Origin of the sequence: Lentzea sp. NPDC051838 (assembly GCF_040681245.1) — a bacterium.
Classification (GTDB): Bacteria; Actinomycetota; Actinomycetes; order Mycobacteriales; family Pseudonocardiaceae; genus Lentzea.
Genome location: NZ_JBFAYI010000051.1, coordinates 17,598 through 33,732, shown reverse-complemented (window position 1 = coordinate 33,732; position 16,135 = coordinate 17,598). Strand labels below are relative to the sequence as shown.

Below are 16,135 nucleotides of genomic sequence, written 5' to 3'. Positions count from 1 at the left end.
TGGGTCAAGTCGACGAAAAGCGTGTCGACTTGACCCAACCCCTCTGGCACGGCCAACGATCAGGCACGACTCGTGACGGGGCCCGCCGGAGCGCACGGAAGAGCAAGCTCGCCTTCGGCATCGCCTAGGGCAGCTCGCCTTCGGCATCGCCTAGCTCGGCTTCGCCTTCGCCCCTTGTCTCGCCTGTCGCCCTCGACCTCTCGCCCTAAGCCCTTCGCCCCTGACCTGCCGTCCACCTCGACCTGTCACACCACCCCCGGCGTCCTGCCCCACTCCTGACCTCCGCTACCCGTGGCCTGCCGTCTCACCCCGACCTGCCGCCTCACGCCTGGCCTGCTGTCCCACCCAGGCCTGCCGCCCCGACCTGACCTGCCGCCCCGCCCCGCCCCGACCTGCTGCCCCAGCCAGGATTGCCCGCCTCACGTCTGGCCTGCCGCGCCAGCCAGGCCTGGTGCCCCACCCAGGCTTGCCTCCTCACGCTTGGCCTGCCGCCCCGCCCTGACCTTCCGCCCCGCCCAGGCCCGCCGCCCCACCCAGGCCTCCGCTCACCCCAGTCCTTCTCCTCCCCGGCCCTTCCCCTCCCCGGATGGCTCAACTTTGTGTTGCGCCACCTGGGTTCATCAGGCGAAAGGCTGGGTCTAGGCGTTTGCTAGACCGATAACTGTTTCGATCCTGATGGCGAAGCTCACGGCGCCCTGTTTGGCTGGGAGTGGCATAGTCGCCCGCAAGTTACTCCTTGGTAGCCCACGCTTTACCCCGCAGGGAGGTCTGCAGTGGCGCGCGAAATCAACACCGTCGGAGTCGTCGGCTTCGGAACCATGGGCGCGGGCATCGTCGAGGTACTCGCGCGTACCGGGCTCGCGGTGAAGGTGGTGGAGGTCGACGCTGCCGGCGTCGAGCGGGGGCTTGGGCATCTTGAGCATTCGACCAAGCGGGCTGTTAAGCGCGAGAAGCTCACTGAGGACGAGAAGGTCGCTCTTCAGGGGCGGGTGGAGACGTCGCTCGAGCTGGGGAGCTTGGCTGACTGCGATTTGGTGATCGAGGCCGTGCCGGAGAGCGTTGAGCTGAAGAGTGCGATCTTCAGGGAGCTCGACGTCGTTCTGAAGCCTGAGGCGATCATCGCGTCCAACACTTCGTCGCTGTCGATCACTGAGATCGGTGTGGTGACGAAGCGGCCCGGGAAGGTTGTCGGGCTGCACTTCTTCAACCCCACGCAGGTGTTGAAGCTGGTCGAGGTTGTGCGGACCGTGGTTACGGAGCCGGATGTCATCACGGATGTGGTGGCCTTCACCGAGCGGCTGGGGAAGTCGCCTGTGGTGATCGGGGACCGGGCCGGGTTCATCGCCAACGCGCTGCTCTTTCCGTACTTGAACCACGCCGTGAAGATGTTGGAGTCCAAGTACGCGACGCGTGAGGACTTGGACGCGGCCATGCGGTACGGGTGTGGGTACCCGATGGGGCCGTTGGCGTTGTTGGACCTCATCGGGTTGGACACGGCCTACGAGATCCTCGACACGATGTACCACCAGTCGCGGAACCGGCTGCACGCTCCGGCGCCGTTGTTGAAGCAGATGATCACGGCGGGTCTGCTGGGCAGGAAGACCGGGCGCGGGTTCTACACGTATGACGGGCCCGATTCGCCTGTTGTCGTCAAGGATGCGCTGACGCCGTCCGAAGTGGACAGCGGGCAGCAGACTCGTCCGGTTCAGCGGGTTGGCGTCATCGGCACGGGCACGATGGCCACCGGTATTGCCGAGGTGTTCGCCAAGCGCGGGTACGACGTCGTGCTCAGGGCGCGGAGCTTGGAGAAGGCCGAGAAGGCGATCGGGGCCGTCAAGAAGTCGTTGGATCGGGCTGTGTCCAAGGGGAAGCTCGCTGAGGCTGACCGGGACGCGGTGCTCGCGAGGATTGCGCCCGCTGTGGAGTTCGTGGAGCTGGCGGACTGCGATCTGGTGGTCGAGGCGGTTGCCGAGGAGATCGGGATCAAGAAGGAGGTGTTCGCCGCGCTCGACGAGGCTTGCAAGCCCGGGGCGGTGCTGGCGACCACGACTTCTTCGTTGCCGGTCATCGAGATCGCGGCGGCCACCGGCAGGCCTGAGGACGTTGTCGGCCTGCACTTCTTCAACCCCGCTCAGGTCATGAAGCTGGTGGAGGTCGTGGAGACGATCTCGACGCAGGCGGACGTGGTGGCCACGGCGCGGAAGATCTGCCTCGATCTCGGCAAGCATCCGGTGCACTGCGGTGACGTGGCCGGGTTCATCGTCAACGCGCTGCTCTTCCCGTACCTGAACGACGCGGTGAAGATGCTGGAGGCGCACTACGCCGAGGCCGACGACATCGACAACGCGATGAAGGTCGGCTGCGGGTTGCCGATGGGGCCGTTCGCGCTGCTGGACGTGGTCGGGCTGGACGTGTCGCTGGCTATTCAGCGGACGCTCTTCAACGAGTTCCGCGAGCCCGGGTTCGCTCCGGCGCCGCTGTTGGAGCACCTGGTCACGGCTGGGCGGCTCGGGCGGAAGACGGGCAAGGGATTCCGCGACTACTCGTGAGTGGCTAACAGGAGCACCATGTGGCGTCTGGCATGGTGTGTGTCATGCGGCGACTGGTGCTCCTGTTGGCTGTCCTCGTGCTCGCTTCCGGCTGTGCCCGGACGACCGTCGAGGGCAGTCCGGTCGCGCAAGCTCCGTTGGACGTGGAGTCTCCGTTCGACCAGAAGCCCTCGACCGATCCGAGCGAGTCAGAGGATCCGCAGAACGCGCCCATCGACGGTGAGGTGCAAGGGGTCTGCGCGAAGCTCAAGTGGACGGACCTGCCCTATCCGGGGGCCAAGGCCGAGACGCCGCCCACGCAGATCAACTACGACTCGACGTTCGACCAGTCGTGCCGGTGGACCACCAAGATCGACAACGTCGAGGTCGGCGTGTCGCTGCGGTTCCGCGAGGGGCGGCAGATCACGATCGAGCGGACCACCGGCGACTGGGACGTCAAGGGGCACAAGGTCACGTACCTCGACCGGTCCGACGAGCAGGACGTTGAGCCCTCATGCGTGCTCGTCGTGCCGTATGACGGTGGTGGGCTCGGGATCATCATCATCGACTCGTCCGGCAAGTTCGGGACGGTGTGCGATCAGGGGCGCAAGGTCGCCGAGGTGCTGATCGACCGCGAGACGTCCTGACCGTCACGTTTCGAGCGGCTGTGTCGTCGTAGTGGCATGGTCAAGTTCCTGTACGCCACTGTCGCCCTGCAGACCGCGCTCATCTTCGTCCAGTCGGTGTCGGCTGGACTGAAGAGCCCCGTGTTCCACAGCGCAGGCTCGTACACGTTATGGGTCGTGATGGTCGCCCACGTCGTCGTCGCGCTGCTCATGCGTCGTGCGCGGGCCGTTTGGTACGCGCTCGGGTTTCTGGGGCTGACCACGGCGCAGGTGTTCATCGGGATCGCCCACCTGACGGCGCTGCACCTTCCGCTCGCCGCTCTGCTGCTCGTGGCCAGCGCGCTGTACCTGGTCAGCCTCCACCGCAGCAGCCGCCGCCACCCTGTGGTTGCTGCTTAGTGCCGCCGATGCCGGCCATCGACAGCAGCTTGACCGTGTCGGGGTGGCCGTCGGGGCAGTTCGCGGGCGCGGACGACTCGCTCATCGGGCGCTGCAGCTCGAAGGTGTCGTCGCAGGTTCGGCAACGGAACTCGTAGGTCGGCACGGGCTGATTCTAGGAGCAGTTACCGTGTGGCCGTGCCTCGTCGTAACGCGCCCAAGAACGAAGACCCCCGGCCGCTCGGTGGGGGTGTCGGCTGGGCGCGTGCCGAGTCGGGGCCGGACGGGGAGTGGCTGGTCCGCGCCATCTCCGGCGCGCAGGCGCAGAAGACCTACCGGTGCCCCGGTTGCGACCACGAGATCCGGCCCGGTGTCGCGCACGTCGTGGCGTGGCCAGCCGAGGACACGGGGTCGGTCGAGGAGCGCCGGCACTGGCACCAGGCGTGCTGGGACTCGCGCGGCCGGCGTGGGCCGACCGCGCGACGCTGGTGATCCCTAGAGCCCTACCTGCTTGCGCCACCGTTCGAGCCGGGTGCGGAACTCCTCCGGCTGCTCGACCGGCGGCAGGTGTCCCGAGTCCTCGATGCGCTCGCTGGTGGCGTGCCTGAGCGTCACCGCGAGCTTCGCGGCGACGTCGGGTGGCGTGAGCTTGTCGTGTTCGCCCACGAGCACGAGCGACGGGATGTCCAGCGACTCCAGCACGGCCGTGGAGTCGGGGCGCTTGGCCATCGCCCTTTGCCACCACGCCACGTCCTCGGCGCGCTGGTCGAGAATCATGGTGCGCACCAAGGCTTTCGCCGTGTCTGAGGCGTTCGGGCCGACGAGGTTCGGCAGCGTGGCCTCCACGAGCCACTCGCCGACGCCCTCGCGTTCGACCCGGTCCGCCATCGCGTGCCGGTTCTGGACGGCCTCCGGTGCGTCCGCGGTGTGCTTGGTGTCGACGAAGATCAGGCCCTTCACGCGTTCCGGCGCCTGCCTGAGCACCGCCATCGCGACGTAGCCGCCCATCGAGCAGCCGCCGAGCAGCACCTCGTCGCCCGGCAGGCCGGCGACGACCTGGCTCGCGAGCGCGTCGAGGTCCGGTTCGCCGTGGCCTCTGAGCGACGGCGTGTGCGCGCCCGGCACGTCCCACATCCGCGCGTCGAGCGGAAAGGCGTGCAGCAGCACCAGATCCATCAGCTCTCCCACTCCGGCGCGAGCACCGACCACACCTCGAGGTCCTGCCGGACCCCGCGGTACTCGAAGTACTTGCGCAGCACCCCGTCCTTGACCATGCCGAGCCGCTCGGCGACCGCGATGCTGGGCGCGTTCGCCGACGACACCCTCCACTCAACCCGATACGCCCCGCGCTCGCGAATCGCCCAGTCGATGAGGATCTTCGACGCCTTCGTGATCAGTCCCTTGCCGGTCGCGGCCGGTTCGAGCCAGCACCCGACCTCCACCAGGCCCTGCGGCATGTCCATCGTCCGGAACAGCACCCCGCCGACCAGCTTGTCGTCGAGCCAGATGCCGTAAATGCGCGCGGTGTCCCTGGCCGTGTTGTCGGCGTACTGCTGCAGCAGGGCACGCGCGCTTTCCAGGTCCTTCGCCTTGTCGGCGAACCCGATGTGCTGCGCGATGAACTCCCGGCCGCGCTCGATGTGCGCGAAGAACTCTTCCGCCTGCCAGGGTTCCAACGGACGCAGTTCCGCGCCGTCGCCCAATGACCTCACGAACATCCTGTTCCCCCAAGATGAGTGTTGTGCCAGCCCGGATCGTATTCGTGCGCCATGCGCAGTTGGGTGCGGTGCAGAAGGTCACGCCTGCAGCCGAGGCGCTGGGGTTGCCGGTGAGGACGTGGCCCGAGCTGCGCGAGTGGGAGTCAGGGTTGCTGCCGAGCAAGGCGTTGGCGCGCATGGCTGTGGGGTCGCACGGGATGTTCGTGTCGCGCGCGTTGATGGTGACAGGGCATCACGCGGACATGGAGTTCATCCGCGTGATGCCGATGCCGGCGATCTACGAGGTCACTTCTTGGCGGGCTGCGGACGCGTGATCTGCGCAGTGGGACCGTCGAGCTGCGCCTCAGCGGGCTTGGCCTGCGGAGCCGCGGGCTGTGCCGGGGCTGCCTGTGCCGGGGCTGCGGGAGGCGTGGCAGCGGGAGCCGCGGCCTGCGGGGCGGGCGCGGGCTGCGCGGGCACCGGAGCGGCGGCACCCTCGGCGTGAGCCTTCTCGTCCTCCACCGGGTCGAGCAGCGGCACGACGTCCTGCAGCGCCGTCCGCACGCCGTGCAGCTGGTGCGAGAGGCGGTTGCGGAGGTTGCGGAGCTGGTCGACGCGCTGGGTGGCGGCGGTGGTGCGGCGGTTGGCTTCCTCGGTGGCCTCGCGGACGAGCCGGTTCGCCTCGTTCGTGGCTTCCCCGATGCGGGCCGTGGCCTCGGTGATCGAGTCGTGGCGGCGGCGGTTGGCCTCTTCGGTGGCCTCGCGGACGCGGCGTTCGGCGTCGGTCTTCGACGTCGTCTGCTCCTGCGCGATCGCGGCGCGGACCCTCGAGGCCTCTTCGGCTGCTTCGCGCGTGCGGCGGTCGGCCTCGGCCTTCGAGGTGGCCTCCTGCTGCGCGAGCGTCGCCATCGCCTCGGACCGGCGGGCGGCCATCGCGATCTCGAAGTCCTCCTCGACGGTCACGCGGCGCGCCTCGGACTCGTCGGCGATCTTGCGGGCGGCGCCCTCCGCCTCGGAGACGATCTTCTCGGCCTCGTTGCGAGCCGTCTCCAGAACGCCCTTGTGCTCGGCCTCCATGGCGGCACGGCGTTCGTCGAGCTCCGCGATCAGCTTCTCGTAGCGCTGACGGAGCACACCCGCGTCGGCTTCCGCCTTGGCGCGGATGTGCCCGCCTTCCGCTTCGGCACGGGCCTTGATCTCGTTGGCCTCGTCCTGGGCCAGCCGCAGCATGCGCTGGAGGCGCTCGGAGAGCCCCTCCAGCGTCGTCGGCGGCAGCGACAGGCGTTCCACCTGGTTGCGCATCTCGGTGATCTCGTGCCGAGCGGCTTCCAGCTGGCGCGCCAGGTCGGACGTCTGGGACACGGCGGCATCGCGGTCCGCGGCGAGCAGCCGCAGGTCCGAGTCGAGGCGTTCGAGATGGTCCTCGACCTGAGCGCGGTCGTAACCGCGCTTGACGATGTCGAAGCCGGATCCCAGAGGGACGAGGTCACGGTCGTCGGCGAGGGGGCCCATGCCCTTCACGCTACCCGTTCGGGTAACCCCAGAAGGTCACACACCCCGGAATCGATTGATAGCCGTGAGGTGCTTCGCGCGCATCTCGTGATCGAGAACACCCAGACCCTCTTCCGGAGCAAGGCAGAGCACGCCGACCTTGCCCTGGTGCGCGTTGCGGTGCACGTCGTACGCGGCCTGGCCCGTTTCGTCCATTGAGTACACCTTGGACACTGTCGGGTGGATCTTTCCCTTGGCGATCAAGCGGTTCGCCTCCCACGCCTCGCGGTAGTTCGCGAAGTGCGAGGAGATGATCGACTTCAGGTTCATCCAGAGGTAGCGGTTGTCGTACTGGTGCATGTAGCCCGAGGTCGACGCGCACGTGACGATCTTGCCGCCCTTGCGCGTCACGAAGACCGAGGCGCCGAACGTCTCACGGCCGGGGTGCTCGAACACGATGTCCGGGTCCTCGCCGCCGGTCAGCTCGCGGATCTTCGCGCCGAAGCGCTTCCACTCGCGCGGGTCCTGCTCGTGCTCGTTCTTCCAGAACTTGTAGCCCTCGGCGGAACGATCGATGATCAGCTCGGCGCCCATGGAACGCACGATCTCCGCCTTCTCCGGCGAGGAGACGACGCAGATGGGCGTGGCGCCACCGTTCAACGCGAACTGCGTGGCGTACGAACCCAGACCGCCGGACGCGCCCCAGATCAGGACGGTGTCGCCCTGCTTCATGTTGCCGCCGTTGGTCGACACCAGCTGGCGGTACGCGGTCGAGTTGACCAGACCGGGCGACGCCGCTTCCTCCCACGTGAGGTGCTTCGGCATCGGCATCAGCTGGTTCGACTTCACCAGCGCGAGGTCCGCGAGGCCGCCGAAGTTCGTCTCGAAGCCCCAGATCCGCTGCTGCGGGTCGAGCATCGTGTCGTTGTGCCCGTCCGGCGCCTCCAGCGGCACGTCCAGACAGTGCGCCACGACGCGGTCGCCCGGCTTCCACGCGGTGACGCCGGGGCCGACCCGCACGACGACGCCCGCCAGGTCCGAGCCCACGACGTGGTACGGCAGGTCGTGGCGGCCGCCCAGCTTCTTCAGGAAGCCGAACGTCGACACCGGCTCGAAGATCGAGGTCCAGACGGTGTTGTAGTTGATTGCGGAGGCCATGACGGCGACCAAAGCCTCACCGGGGCCGAGCTCCGGCGTGGCGACCTCGTCGACGTGCAGCGACTTGCGAGGGTCCTTGTCCCTCGTCTCGAGGCCCGAGAACATGTCGGCCTCGTCCGCGTGCACGGTCACGCCCCGATAGCTCTCCGGAACGTCCAAGGAACCGATCGCGTCCAGCTCGTCGGCCAGGATCGCGTCAAGGATCTTCTGCACGGCGGCATTCCTTCCCAAGTAAGGGATAGTCGCAGGTTGCCGGAGGTTACTCAGTAGTAACCGATTCAGAATCCCGCTTGTGAGGGATTCCACTCAGAAGAGTTGACCGGGCGGCCAACCAAGGAGGAGCATCGAAGGTGTCCGAGAAGGAGGAGGTGGTGGAGATGACCAAGGCGTGGACCAGGTGGCAGGACTGGGCCGAGGTGGCGATCGGTGTTCTGGTGCTGCTGTCTCCGCTCGTCGTGGACACCTCGAACGCGGCCATGTGGACGATGATCGTGCTCGGCGCGCTCATCGCGATCGACGGACTCGTCGACCTCGCCATGCCCGCGATGATCTACGGGGAGTACGTGCAGATGGTGCTCGGAGCACTGCTGTTCATCTCTCCGTGGGTGATGAGCTACACCGACATGACGGCCGCGTCGTGGGCGTCCTGGGTCGGTGGCGTGCTCACCGTTGCCGCGGGGGCTCTGGCGATGCCCGCCGCGAATGCCGCACACTCGGCCGCGGCGCAACCGCACTGATCGATCAGAAAACCTGTGGGCCCAGGAGCTTCTTGGGCCCACACACCCATGAGGAGCACGCGTGGAGGACTCGGCCAAGGAGAGGATCCTGGCCGCGGCCGAGGAGCTGTTCGCCGACTCCGGCTTCGACGCCACCCCGACCTCGCGCATCGCCGAACGCGCCGGCGTGCCCAAAGGCCTGGTGCACTACTACTTCAACCGCAAGCGAGACCTGCTGGCCGCACTCGTCGCACGACTGCCGGACAGCACGGTCGACCACCGCAGGGTCGTAGTGGTGGGAGACATCGCCGAATCGCTCAGAAGACTGGTCGCGGCACTGGACGCGCGCCTGAACGCCTCGCCGTTGCTGTCGCACCTGCTGTGGCGTGAAGCGGATACGCATTCGGCTGTCCGGGACGCGATGCAGGCGCGCTACGACAACGTCGCCGCGCAGATCAAACAGGTCATCCTCGCCGCCGGTGGGGCAGCGGTGGCGATCAAGGACGTCGAAGCGGCCGCGGCACTCCTCGCGCTGGCCGTGAGCTACCGGCATTCGGTGGCACGGCACAGCGACGAGGAGGATCCGATCGACCGCGAGCTGACGTTCGTGGCTAGTGCCCTGCTCCAGAAGCCGCAGGTTCGACCAGTTCAATGAGCACGCCGCCCGCGTCCTTGGGGTGCACGAAGTTGACGCGGCTGTTCGACGTGCCGCGCCGCGCCTTGTCGTAGAGCAGGCGCAGACCCTTCTCCCGCAGCGCGTCCGCCGCGACGTCCACATCGGACACCCGGTACGCGAGCTGCTGCAGGCCAGGGCCCGAGCGGCCGATGAACTTGGCGATCGTCGAGTCCTCGTTGAGCGGCGCCAGCAGCTGGATCGCGGTGCCGTCGTGGTCGCCGGGCGCGTGCAGCATCGCCTCGCGCACGCCCTGTTCCTCGTTCACCTCTTCGTGCGCGACCTCGAGGCCGAAGTTGTCGCGGTAGAACGCGATGGCCACGTCGAGGTCGGGCACCGCGATGCCCACATGGTCGATCGCGGTCACGAATCGAGCGAGTTCTGCGTTCATGACGGGGAGGGTATCTACTCGATCGGTGCAGGTGCTCCTGTGCGGGGTCTCACACGATTACCGCCCAGTAGCCACAGGTATGGTGCCTAGTTAACGACCGTTCGCTCTTCCATGGAGGCAGCTGTGTCCGGTTCCGTGATCGTCGCCGGGGCGCGCACCCCGATGGGGCGACTGCTCGGATCGCTCAAGGATTTCTCCGGCGCCCAGCTCGGCGGCGTCGCGATCAAGGCGGCACTGGAACGCGCGGGCGTGGCTCCCGAGCAGGTGCAGTACGTGATCATGGGTCAGGTGCTCACCGCCGGTGCGGGCCAGATTCCCGCCCGTCAGGCCGCGGTCGCCGCGGGCATCCCGATGAGCGTGCCCGCGCTGACCATCAACAAGGTGTGCCTGTCCGGCATCGACGCCATCGCGTTGGCGGACCAGCTGATCCGCGCCGGTGAGTTCGACGTCGTCGTGGCCGGTGGCCAGGAGTCGATGACCCAGGCGCCGCACCTGCTGCCGAAGTCGCGCAGCGGGTTCAAGTACGGCGATGTGACGCTGCAGGACCACATGGCGCACGACGGCCTGTTCTGCGCGTTCGACCAGGTCGCGATGGGCTCGTCGACCGAGAAGTACAACGGCCGCTACGGCGTGACCCGCGAGGAGCAGGACGCGTTCTCCGCGCGGTCGCACCAGCTTGCCGCGAAGGCCGCCGAGAACGGCGTTTTCGAGCAGGAGATCGCGCCTGTCGCGATCCCGCAGCGCAAGGGCGACCCGATCCTGTTCAGCACGGACGAGGGCGTTCGTGCGGACACGACCGCGGAGTCGCTCGGCAAGCTGCGTCCCGCGTTCGCCGCGGACGGCACCATCACCGCGGGTTCGGCGTCGCAGATCTCCGACGGCGCGGCCGCTGTCGTGGTGATGAGCAAGGCCAAGGCCGAGGAACTGGGCTTGGAATGGATCGCGGAGATCGGCGCCCATGGCGTCGTCGCCGGTCCGGACGCCTCGCTGCACGAGCAGCCGTCCAACGCCATCAAGGCCGCCTGCGCCAAGGAGGGCATCGAGCCCGCCGACCTCGACCTGGTCGAGATCAACGAGGCGTTCGCGGCGGTCGGCATCGTGTCGACCAAGCAGCTCGGGATTTCCGAGGACAAGGTCAACGTCAACGGCGGCGCCATCGCGCTGGGCCACCCGATCGGCATGTCCGGCGCCCGCATCGCCCTGCACCTCGCTCTCGAGCTGCAGCGGCGTGGCGGCGGCGTGGGTGCCGCGGCGCTGTGCGGTGGTGGTGGTCAGGGCGACGCTCTGATCATCCGCGTGCCTGCCAAGGCCTAGTGTTCTTGGTGTGGCTGTTGACGTAGCAGGACTGGTCGATCGCGCGCGTGACGGCGAACCGCGCGCGATCGCCAGGCTGATCTCCCTGGTGGAGCAGGGGAGTGCGCAGCTGCCCGTGGTGGCGGCGGCTCTTGCTCCGTTCACGGGGCACGCTCAGGTCATCGGCATCACCGGCGCGCCCGGTGTCGGCAAGTCGACCTCCACCAACGCTTTGGTGCGTGCGTTCCGTGCCGAGGGCAAGCGGGTCGCGGTCGTCGCCGTCGACCCGTCGAGTCCGTTCTCCGGCGGCGCTCTGCTGGGCGACCGCGTGCGGATGGGCGACCACGCCACCGACTCCGGCGTCTTCATCCGCTCGATGGCCACGCGCGGGCACCTCGGCGGACTCTCCTGGGCGACTCCGCAGGCGTTGCGCGTGCTGGACGCGGCAGGCTTCGACGTGATCCTCGTGGAAACCGTCGGTGTGGGTCAGTCCGAGGTCGAGATCGTGGCGTTGGCCGACACGACTCTCGTGCTGCTGGCTCCGGGCATGGGCGACGGCATCCAGGCGGCCAAGGCCGGGATTCTCGAGATCGCGGACGTCTTCGTGGTCAACAAGGCAGACCGCGACGGCGCGGATCAGACAGCCCGCGACCTCAAGTACATGATCTCGCTGGGCCGCCGCGACCGCGAGGGGCCGCTCTGGCGTCCGCCGGTCGTGAAAACCGTGGCCGCGCGCATGGAGGGCCTGGACCGCGTGGTCTCCGCGATCGCCGAGCACCACTCGTGGATGGCTTCTCATGGCGAACTCATCGAACGTCGCCTGCGCCGCGCGGGCGCCGAGATCGAGGCGATCGCGGTTGAACGTGTGCGAACGCGATTCGGCCCGGTCGACCAGCTGGCCAAGCGCGTGGTGTCCGGCGAGCTCGATCCGTTCGCCGCGGCGGAGCAGTTGATCAGCGGTAACCTGCCCTCATGACCGCTTGGGGAGCGCCTCCGCCCGTCGTCATCGACCTCGGCAAGAGCGACACCCGCAAAGTCCTGATCGGCGGCTCGGTCGCGGGCGTGCTGGGCATCCTCGCCCTGGTCGGCTCCGTTTCCGCGTTTGCGGACGGCGAACCGGTCGGCGGGATCATCGCGGGCATCATCGGCATCGCGTTCACCGGCATCGGCGTGATGGCCGTGGTGAAGTGGAAGACGATCTCCCGTCCCCGCAAGCTGATCATCGAACAGGGCGGCATCCGGCTCGACGACCCGCAGGGCATGCCGTGGGCCGTCGGGTGGCAGGAGCTCGGCGCGATCTCCATCTCCCGCACCCAGGAGCGCGCGGTTCAGCTGGCAGACGCGCTGGTCAGGCGCACTCTCGTTCGTGTCGACCTGCACCCGCGGGATCCGCAGCGGTTCCGCCCCGCGCACCCGACGATGGAGCCGTTGTGGGAGTTCCACCGGGTGCAGAACGGGTACCGGCTGCCGCTCGGTGACTCGGCGGGGTTCATCGGGCCGATCGACCACGGGCTGCGGACGTTCGCGCCGCAGATCTACCGCGGCGTGCTCGACGAGGGCTTCACGGTGGGCCTGCACTGACCGCGAACTGAGACGTCCCTCTACTCTCAGTAGTCCCGGATTTCACCGTTTGCAGTGATGGACTCCCCTTTGACTACTCAGTGGAGTTACCCTCAGTCGTTCATGCGGTGTCACTTCTATCCCCCCGAGGGGTGAAGCCGTGGGCGGCAACGTGAGCACGGAACAGCGAGTGCTGGACGTCGTGCTGTCGTTCGCCGAAGACGACACCCTCCCCGACCTCCTTCGCCACGTGGTCGAGTCGGCGTGCGACCTCATCGAGGCCCCCTACGGCGCGTTGGCCGTGGTCAACGGGCACAAGGAGCTGCTGGAGTTCACGCACGACGACGGCCAGGCGCACATCACGTCCGGTGACCCGCGCTCGATCGGCGTAGCGGACTTCCTGGGCGCGCCCATCAAGGTCCACGACGAGACCTTCGGCAACCTCTTCCTGTCCGGGAAGGCCGACTTCACGGACCGGGACCAGGACATCCTCACCGCGCTGGCCACGGCGGCGGGCTCGGCGATCGGGCACCTCGACCGCTACGAGCAGACGCGCAAGAGAGAGGCCTGGCTACAAGCCGCGGCAGACGTCACCACTGACCTGCTGACGGGTACCAACGGCAGAGAGGCCCTGTACAGGGTCGCAACCACCGCGCGGCAGACCGCGGGTGCGCACTTCGCCGCACTAGCGCTCCCGGACCACACGGGCGACCTCGTCATCGAGGTGACCGACGGCGGCACGTACGACGCCGAGGGCATGCGGGTGCCGCGAGAAGGCACGGTCAGCTACCGCGTCTACGAGTCGGGTCAGGCGGAGTGCCACGAGGAAGGCACGGTTCCCACGGTGCCCGGCCCGTGCGCGGTGGTGCCGCTGACCGTCGGCGACCGCAGGATCGGCGTCCTGATCGTGGCCAGGAAGCGCGGCGAGCCGAAGTTCGACGACGCCGAGCTGATCGAGGCCTTCGCCGCCCAGGCGGCGCTGGTGCTGGAGTTCACCAGGGCCCAGGGCGACACCGAACGCATCGCGGTGCTCGAAGACCGCGACCGCATCGCGCGCGACCTGCACGACCTGGTCATCCAGCGCCTGTTCGGGCTCGGCCTGGGGCTGCAGGGGCTCACCGGTACGAACGTGAGGTTCTCCGAACGGATCACCGGGTTCGTGGAGGAGGTCGACCACACGATCCGCGAGATCCGCAGAACGATCTTCTCCCTGCAGGAACCACCGTCGGGCGGCACGAGCTTGAGAGGCCAGCTGCTCAACGCCGTCCACGACTCGGCGCGGCTGCTGGGCTTCGAGCCGGACGTGTCGCTGGAAGGCCCGTTGGACACCGTCGTGCCGGACCAGCTCAGGCCGGATCTCCTTGCCACGCTCAGAGAAGCGCTCACGAACGTGGTGCGGCACGCGAGAGCGCGGCACGTCGCTGTGGCCGTGAGCGTGAACCGCACGATGACGCGGCTGGAGCTCACGGTGAAGGACGACGGGCGCGGCTTGCCGTTGACTGAAGATTCCCCCGGCGTGCCCCACCACGCCGGGGGACTCGCGAACATGGCGGCTCGTGCGCGGCGCCATCACGGTGACTGCGCGGTGGACTCGATCCCCGGAGCGGGCGTGGGCATCACGTGGTTCGTCCCGCTGGTGCTGCAGGAGGCGACATGGCGATAGCAGTGCTGCTGGTGGACGACCACGAGATCGTGCGGCGCGGGCTGGTGCAGCTGCTCGCACAGGCCGACGACGTCAAGGTGGTGGGGCAGGCGGACAGCGCGTCGGCCGCGATCACGTTGGCGCCCAGGCTCAAACCCGATGTGGCGATCATCGACGTCCGGCTGCCCGACGGCGACGGCGTGACGGTGTGCCGGGAGATCAGGAGTCTCCTGCAGCCGCCGCCGGCCTGCCTGATGCTCACGTCCTATTCGGACGACGAGGCGTTGTTCGGCGCGATCATGGCCGGCGCGTCCGGGTACATGCTGAAAGAGGTCAGCGGCAACGATCTCGTGGCCGCGGTGCGCACGCTCGCCGACGGCGGTTCGTTGCTGCACGCGGGAGTCACGGCGACCGTGCTGCAACGGCTGCGGGGCGGTCCGGAGGAAGACCCGCGGTATGCGGCTTTGAGTCCACAGGAACGGCGGATCCTCGATCTCATCGCCGAGGGCATGACGAACCGGCAGATCGCGAACCGCCTGTTCCTCGCCGAGAAGACCGTGAAGAACTACGTGTCATCGCTGCTGCACAAGCTCGGCTTCGACCGCCGAACCGAGGCGGGGGTCTACGCGGCCCGACGCAGACGCACCCACCCCGGCGCGTTCTAAGCGATCTTCGGTACCGGCTTCGAGGTAGCCGGAACCTCCTTCTCCGCCAACCGTTCCGTCTTCGCCCACGAGTTGCGCCCCGCGAAGTGCCGGTACAGCGCGCGCAACGTCGAGATCGAGCCGAGGATCAGGAACACCGGATAGGCCAGCCCCACGGCGAGGCACCGCCACAACGGTTCGTCGCCGTGCTTGAGCCGGTGCACCACGCCCCAGATCAGGCCGGGCAGCACCAGCGCGACGAGCCAGATTCCCAGTGCCAGCAAGGTTGCTGAGGTGCTCACCACCCCACCGCTGAGGTCGTGGCCGTTGATCTGCGCGTAGAAGCTGAAGCCCACCAACGCGGTGATGAGCAACGTCATCGGCGCGACCAGCCACGGCGTCAGCAGGTACTGCAGGAACTCCAGCAGCGCCACAGATCCCACGTGCTTCGCGCGCACCAGCTTGGGCACGTAAGGAAGGCACTGCAGGTTGCCTTGGCCCCACCGGGTGCGCTGGCGCAGCAGCCGGTTAACGTCGATCAGGCCCTGCTGGGTGATCGTCGCGTGCGTGGCGTACCGGATCCGCTGGCCCGTCAGGTGCACGCGCAGGCCCAGCTCCAGGTCCTCGACCAGGCAGGCGGACCAGGGCGCGTCGCCGAGGCCCATCAACGTGGCGAGGCGCACGAACTGGCCGTTGCCGCCGAGCCCGACCGTGCCGACGACGTCCCGCAGCGACTGCGAGGCGTCCACGACACAGCTGAACTCCAGGTCCTGCAGGAACGCCAGCAGGTTGGTGCGGTTGTGGATGCGGACGCGGCACTGCACGGCACCGACGTCGCGCTGCCCGAAGTACGAGGTGATCTCGGAGAGCATGCCGGGCTCGCCGCGACCGTCGCCGTCGATCACACCGATGATCGTGCGGTGCACCGTGCCGTCGGCTTCGGCGATGCCGCGGATGTATCGAAAGGCGTGGTTCAGCGCCTCGCCCTTGCCCTTTCGGGCCTCGGGAGGGTTGCGGCGAAGAACGTGCAGTCGATGATCGTCGATCTCGGCGAGCACGTGCGGCGTGCGGTCGTCCGATCCGTCGTCGACAACGACGACTTGAACGGGTGTGCGCGCGCCGTCCAACGCCAGCGCGGAACGCACTGTGTTCGCCACAACACGTTCCTCGTTCAGCGCGGGAATGATGATCCAGTACTGCAGCGGATGCCGCGACGGAACTTCCGGTCCACCCGGTTTCGGGCGCCACCAGACGAACAGTGCGAGCACCAGGTTGTAACTGGGCCAAAACACGAGCAGGACGAGCATGAACGTCGCGAATTGTGTCGTGTCGCTCATG

At 68.0% G+C, this 16,135-nt stretch carries 19 protein-coding genes; 12 read left to right on the top strand and 7 right to left on the bottom strand.

Annotated elements, in window-relative coordinates; translation table 11 throughout:
- Window positions 1-773 precede the first annotated feature (773 nt).
- Genes AB0M24_RS45960 through AB0M24_RS45950 form a run of 3 tightly spaced genes read left to right on the top strand, consistent with a single transcriptional unit; the run spans window position 774 to window position 3,553 of the window.
- Window positions 774-2,549 (top strand): 3-hydroxybutyryl-CoA dehydrogenase, encoded by a 1,776-nt coding sequence (locus AB0M24_RS45960; RefSeq protein ID WP_363781205.1) that lies wholly within the window; start codon window positions 774-776, stop codon window positions 2,547-2,549.
- Between the two features lie 44 nt (window positions 2,550-2,593).
- Window positions 2,594-3,175, top strand: coding sequence for a DUF3558 domain-containing protein (locus tag AB0M24_RS45955; protein ID WP_363781203.1), 582 nt, complete (start codon window positions 2,594-2,596; stop codon window positions 3,173-3,175).
- A 36-nt stretch (window positions 3,176-3,211) separates the two neighbouring features.
- Window positions 3,212-3,553 carry a hypothetical protein gene (locus tag AB0M24_RS45950; RefSeq protein WP_363781201.1) on the top strand — a complete coding sequence of 114 codons (342 nt, stop codon included), beginning with the start codon at window positions 3,212-3,214 and terminating at the stop codon, window positions 3,551-3,553.
- On the opposite strand, the gene AB0M24_RS45945 is transcribed toward AB0M24_RS45950, so the two are convergent.
- Window positions 3,507-3,698 carry a zinc ribbon domain-containing protein gene (locus AB0M24_RS45945; RefSeq protein WP_363781199.1) on the bottom strand — a complete coding sequence of 64 codons (192 nt, stop codon included), beginning with the start codon at window positions 3,696-3,698 and terminating at the stop codon, window positions 3,507-3,509. The genes AB0M24_RS45950 and AB0M24_RS45945 overlap by 47 nt on opposite strands.
- A 32-nt stretch (window positions 3,699-3,730) precedes the next feature.
- Here AB0M24_RS45945 and AB0M24_RS45940 point away from each other — a divergent pair, with 32 nt between their 5' ends.
- Window positions 3,731-4,024 carry a hypothetical protein gene (locus tag AB0M24_RS45940; protein ID WP_363781197.1) on the top strand — a complete coding sequence of 98 codons (294 nt, stop codon included), beginning with the start codon at window positions 3,731-3,733 and terminating at the stop codon, window positions 4,022-4,024.
- A gap of 3 nt (window positions 4,025-4,027) precedes the next feature.
- Here AB0M24_RS45940 and AB0M24_RS45935 read toward each other — a convergent pair whose 3' ends face one another.
- Entirely contained in the window at window positions 4,028-4,708 is a 681-nt protein-coding gene (locus AB0M24_RS45935; RefSeq protein WP_363781195.1) for an alpha/beta hydrolase, read from the bottom strand.
- Entirely contained in the window at window positions 4,708-5,244 is a 537-nt protein-coding gene (locus AB0M24_RS45930) for a GNAT family protein (protein WP_363781193.1), read from the bottom strand. Before AB0M24_RS45930 ends, AB0M24_RS45935 begins: the two co-directional genes overlap by 1 nt.
- Before the next feature lie 29 nt (window positions 5,245-5,273).
- On the opposite strand from AB0M24_RS45930, the gene AB0M24_RS45925 reads away from it, so the two are divergent.
- Window positions 5,274-5,564: a hypothetical protein gene (locus AB0M24_RS45925; RefSeq protein ID WP_363781191.1), complete on the top strand. Its 291-nt coding sequence runs from the start codon at window positions 5,274-5,276 to the stop codon at window positions 5,562-5,564.
- On the opposite strand, the gene AB0M24_RS45920 is transcribed toward AB0M24_RS45925, so the two are convergent.
- Together AB0M24_RS45920 and ccrA are read right to left on the bottom strand one after the other, a co-directional pair.
- Entirely contained in the window at window positions 5,536-6,741 is a 1,206-nt protein-coding gene (locus AB0M24_RS45920) for a chromosome segregation protein (RefSeq protein WP_363781189.1), read from the bottom strand. The genes AB0M24_RS45925 and AB0M24_RS45920 overlap by 29 nt on opposite strands.
- 36 nt (window positions 6,742-6,777) lie before the next feature.
- The gene (gene ccrA / locus AB0M24_RS45915) at window positions 6,778-8,091 is read right to left on the bottom strand and encodes a crotonyl-CoA carboxylase/reductase (protein WP_363781187.1); all 1,314 of its coding nucleotides are present in this window, start codon (window positions 8,089-8,091) and stop codon (window positions 6,778-6,780) included.
- 164 nt (window positions 8,092-8,255) lie between these two features.
- Here ccrA and AB0M24_RS45910 point away from each other — a divergent pair, with 164 nt between their 5' ends.
- Together AB0M24_RS45910 and AB0M24_RS45905 are read left to right on the top strand one after the other, a co-directional pair.
- Window positions 8,256-8,615, top strand: a complete 360-nt coding sequence (locus tag AB0M24_RS45910; RefSeq protein ID WP_363781209.1) for an SPW repeat protein — start codon at window positions 8,256-8,258, stop codon at window positions 8,613-8,615.
- Between the two features lie 61 nt (window positions 8,616-8,676).
- Window positions 8,677-9,249, top strand: coding sequence for a TetR family transcriptional regulator (locus tag AB0M24_RS45905; RefSeq protein ID WP_363781185.1), 573 nt, complete (start codon window positions 8,677-8,679; stop codon window positions 9,247-9,249).
- Here the strand turns inward: AB0M24_RS45905 and mce are convergent.
- Window positions 9,206-9,658 (bottom strand): methylmalonyl-CoA epimerase, encoded by a 453-nt coding sequence (gene mce, locus AB0M24_RS45900; RefSeq protein ID WP_363781183.1) that lies wholly within the window; start codon window positions 9,656-9,658, stop codon window positions 9,206-9,208. The two genes, AB0M24_RS45905 and mce, sit on opposite strands and share 44 nt — an antisense overlap.
- A 123-nt stretch (window positions 9,659-9,781) precedes the next feature.
- Between mce and AB0M24_RS45895 the strand changes: the two genes are divergently transcribed.
- The 5 genes from AB0M24_RS45895 to AB0M24_RS45875 all read left to right on the top strand — a co-directional run bounded on the left by AB0M24_RS45895 (window position 9,782) and on the right by AB0M24_RS45875 (window position 14,818).
- A complete protein-coding gene (locus AB0M24_RS45895) occupies window positions 9,782-10,972 on the top strand; it encodes an acetyl-CoA C-acetyltransferase (protein ID WP_363781181.1) in 1,191 nt (396 codons plus the stop codon).
- A 10-nt stretch (window positions 10,973-10,982) separates the two neighbouring features.
- The gene (gene meaB / locus AB0M24_RS45890) at window positions 10,983-11,927 is read left to right on the top strand and encodes a methylmalonyl Co-A mutase-associated GTPase MeaB (RefSeq protein WP_363781179.1); all 945 of its coding nucleotides are present in this window, start codon (window positions 10,983-10,985) and stop codon (window positions 11,925-11,927) included.
- On the top strand, window positions 11,924-12,532 hold the full coding sequence (locus AB0M24_RS45885) for a hypothetical protein (RefSeq protein WP_363781177.1): 609 nt from the start codon (window positions 11,924-11,926) through the stop codon (window positions 12,530-12,532). Before meaB ends, AB0M24_RS45885 begins: the two co-directional genes overlap by 4 nt.
- Before the next feature lie 139 nt (window positions 12,533-12,671).
- Window positions 12,672-14,174, top strand: coding sequence for a GAF domain-containing protein (locus AB0M24_RS45880; RefSeq protein WP_363781175.1), 1,503 nt, complete (start codon window positions 12,672-12,674; stop codon window positions 14,172-14,174).
- Complete coding sequence (locus AB0M24_RS45875; protein ID WP_363781173.1) at window positions 14,165-14,818, top strand: response regulator transcription factor; 654 nt, start codon at window positions 14,165-14,167, stop codon at window positions 14,816-14,818. The genes AB0M24_RS45880 and AB0M24_RS45875 overlap by 10 nt, the downstream gene beginning before the upstream one ends.
- On the opposite strand, the gene AB0M24_RS45870 is transcribed toward AB0M24_RS45875, so the two are convergent.
- A complete protein-coding gene (locus tag AB0M24_RS45870) occupies window positions 14,815-16,134 on the bottom strand; it encodes a glycosyltransferase family 2 protein (protein ID WP_363781171.1) in 1,320 nt (439 codons plus the stop codon). The two genes, AB0M24_RS45875 and AB0M24_RS45870, sit on opposite strands and share 4 nt — an antisense overlap.
- Window position 16,135: the final 1 nt, after the last annotated feature.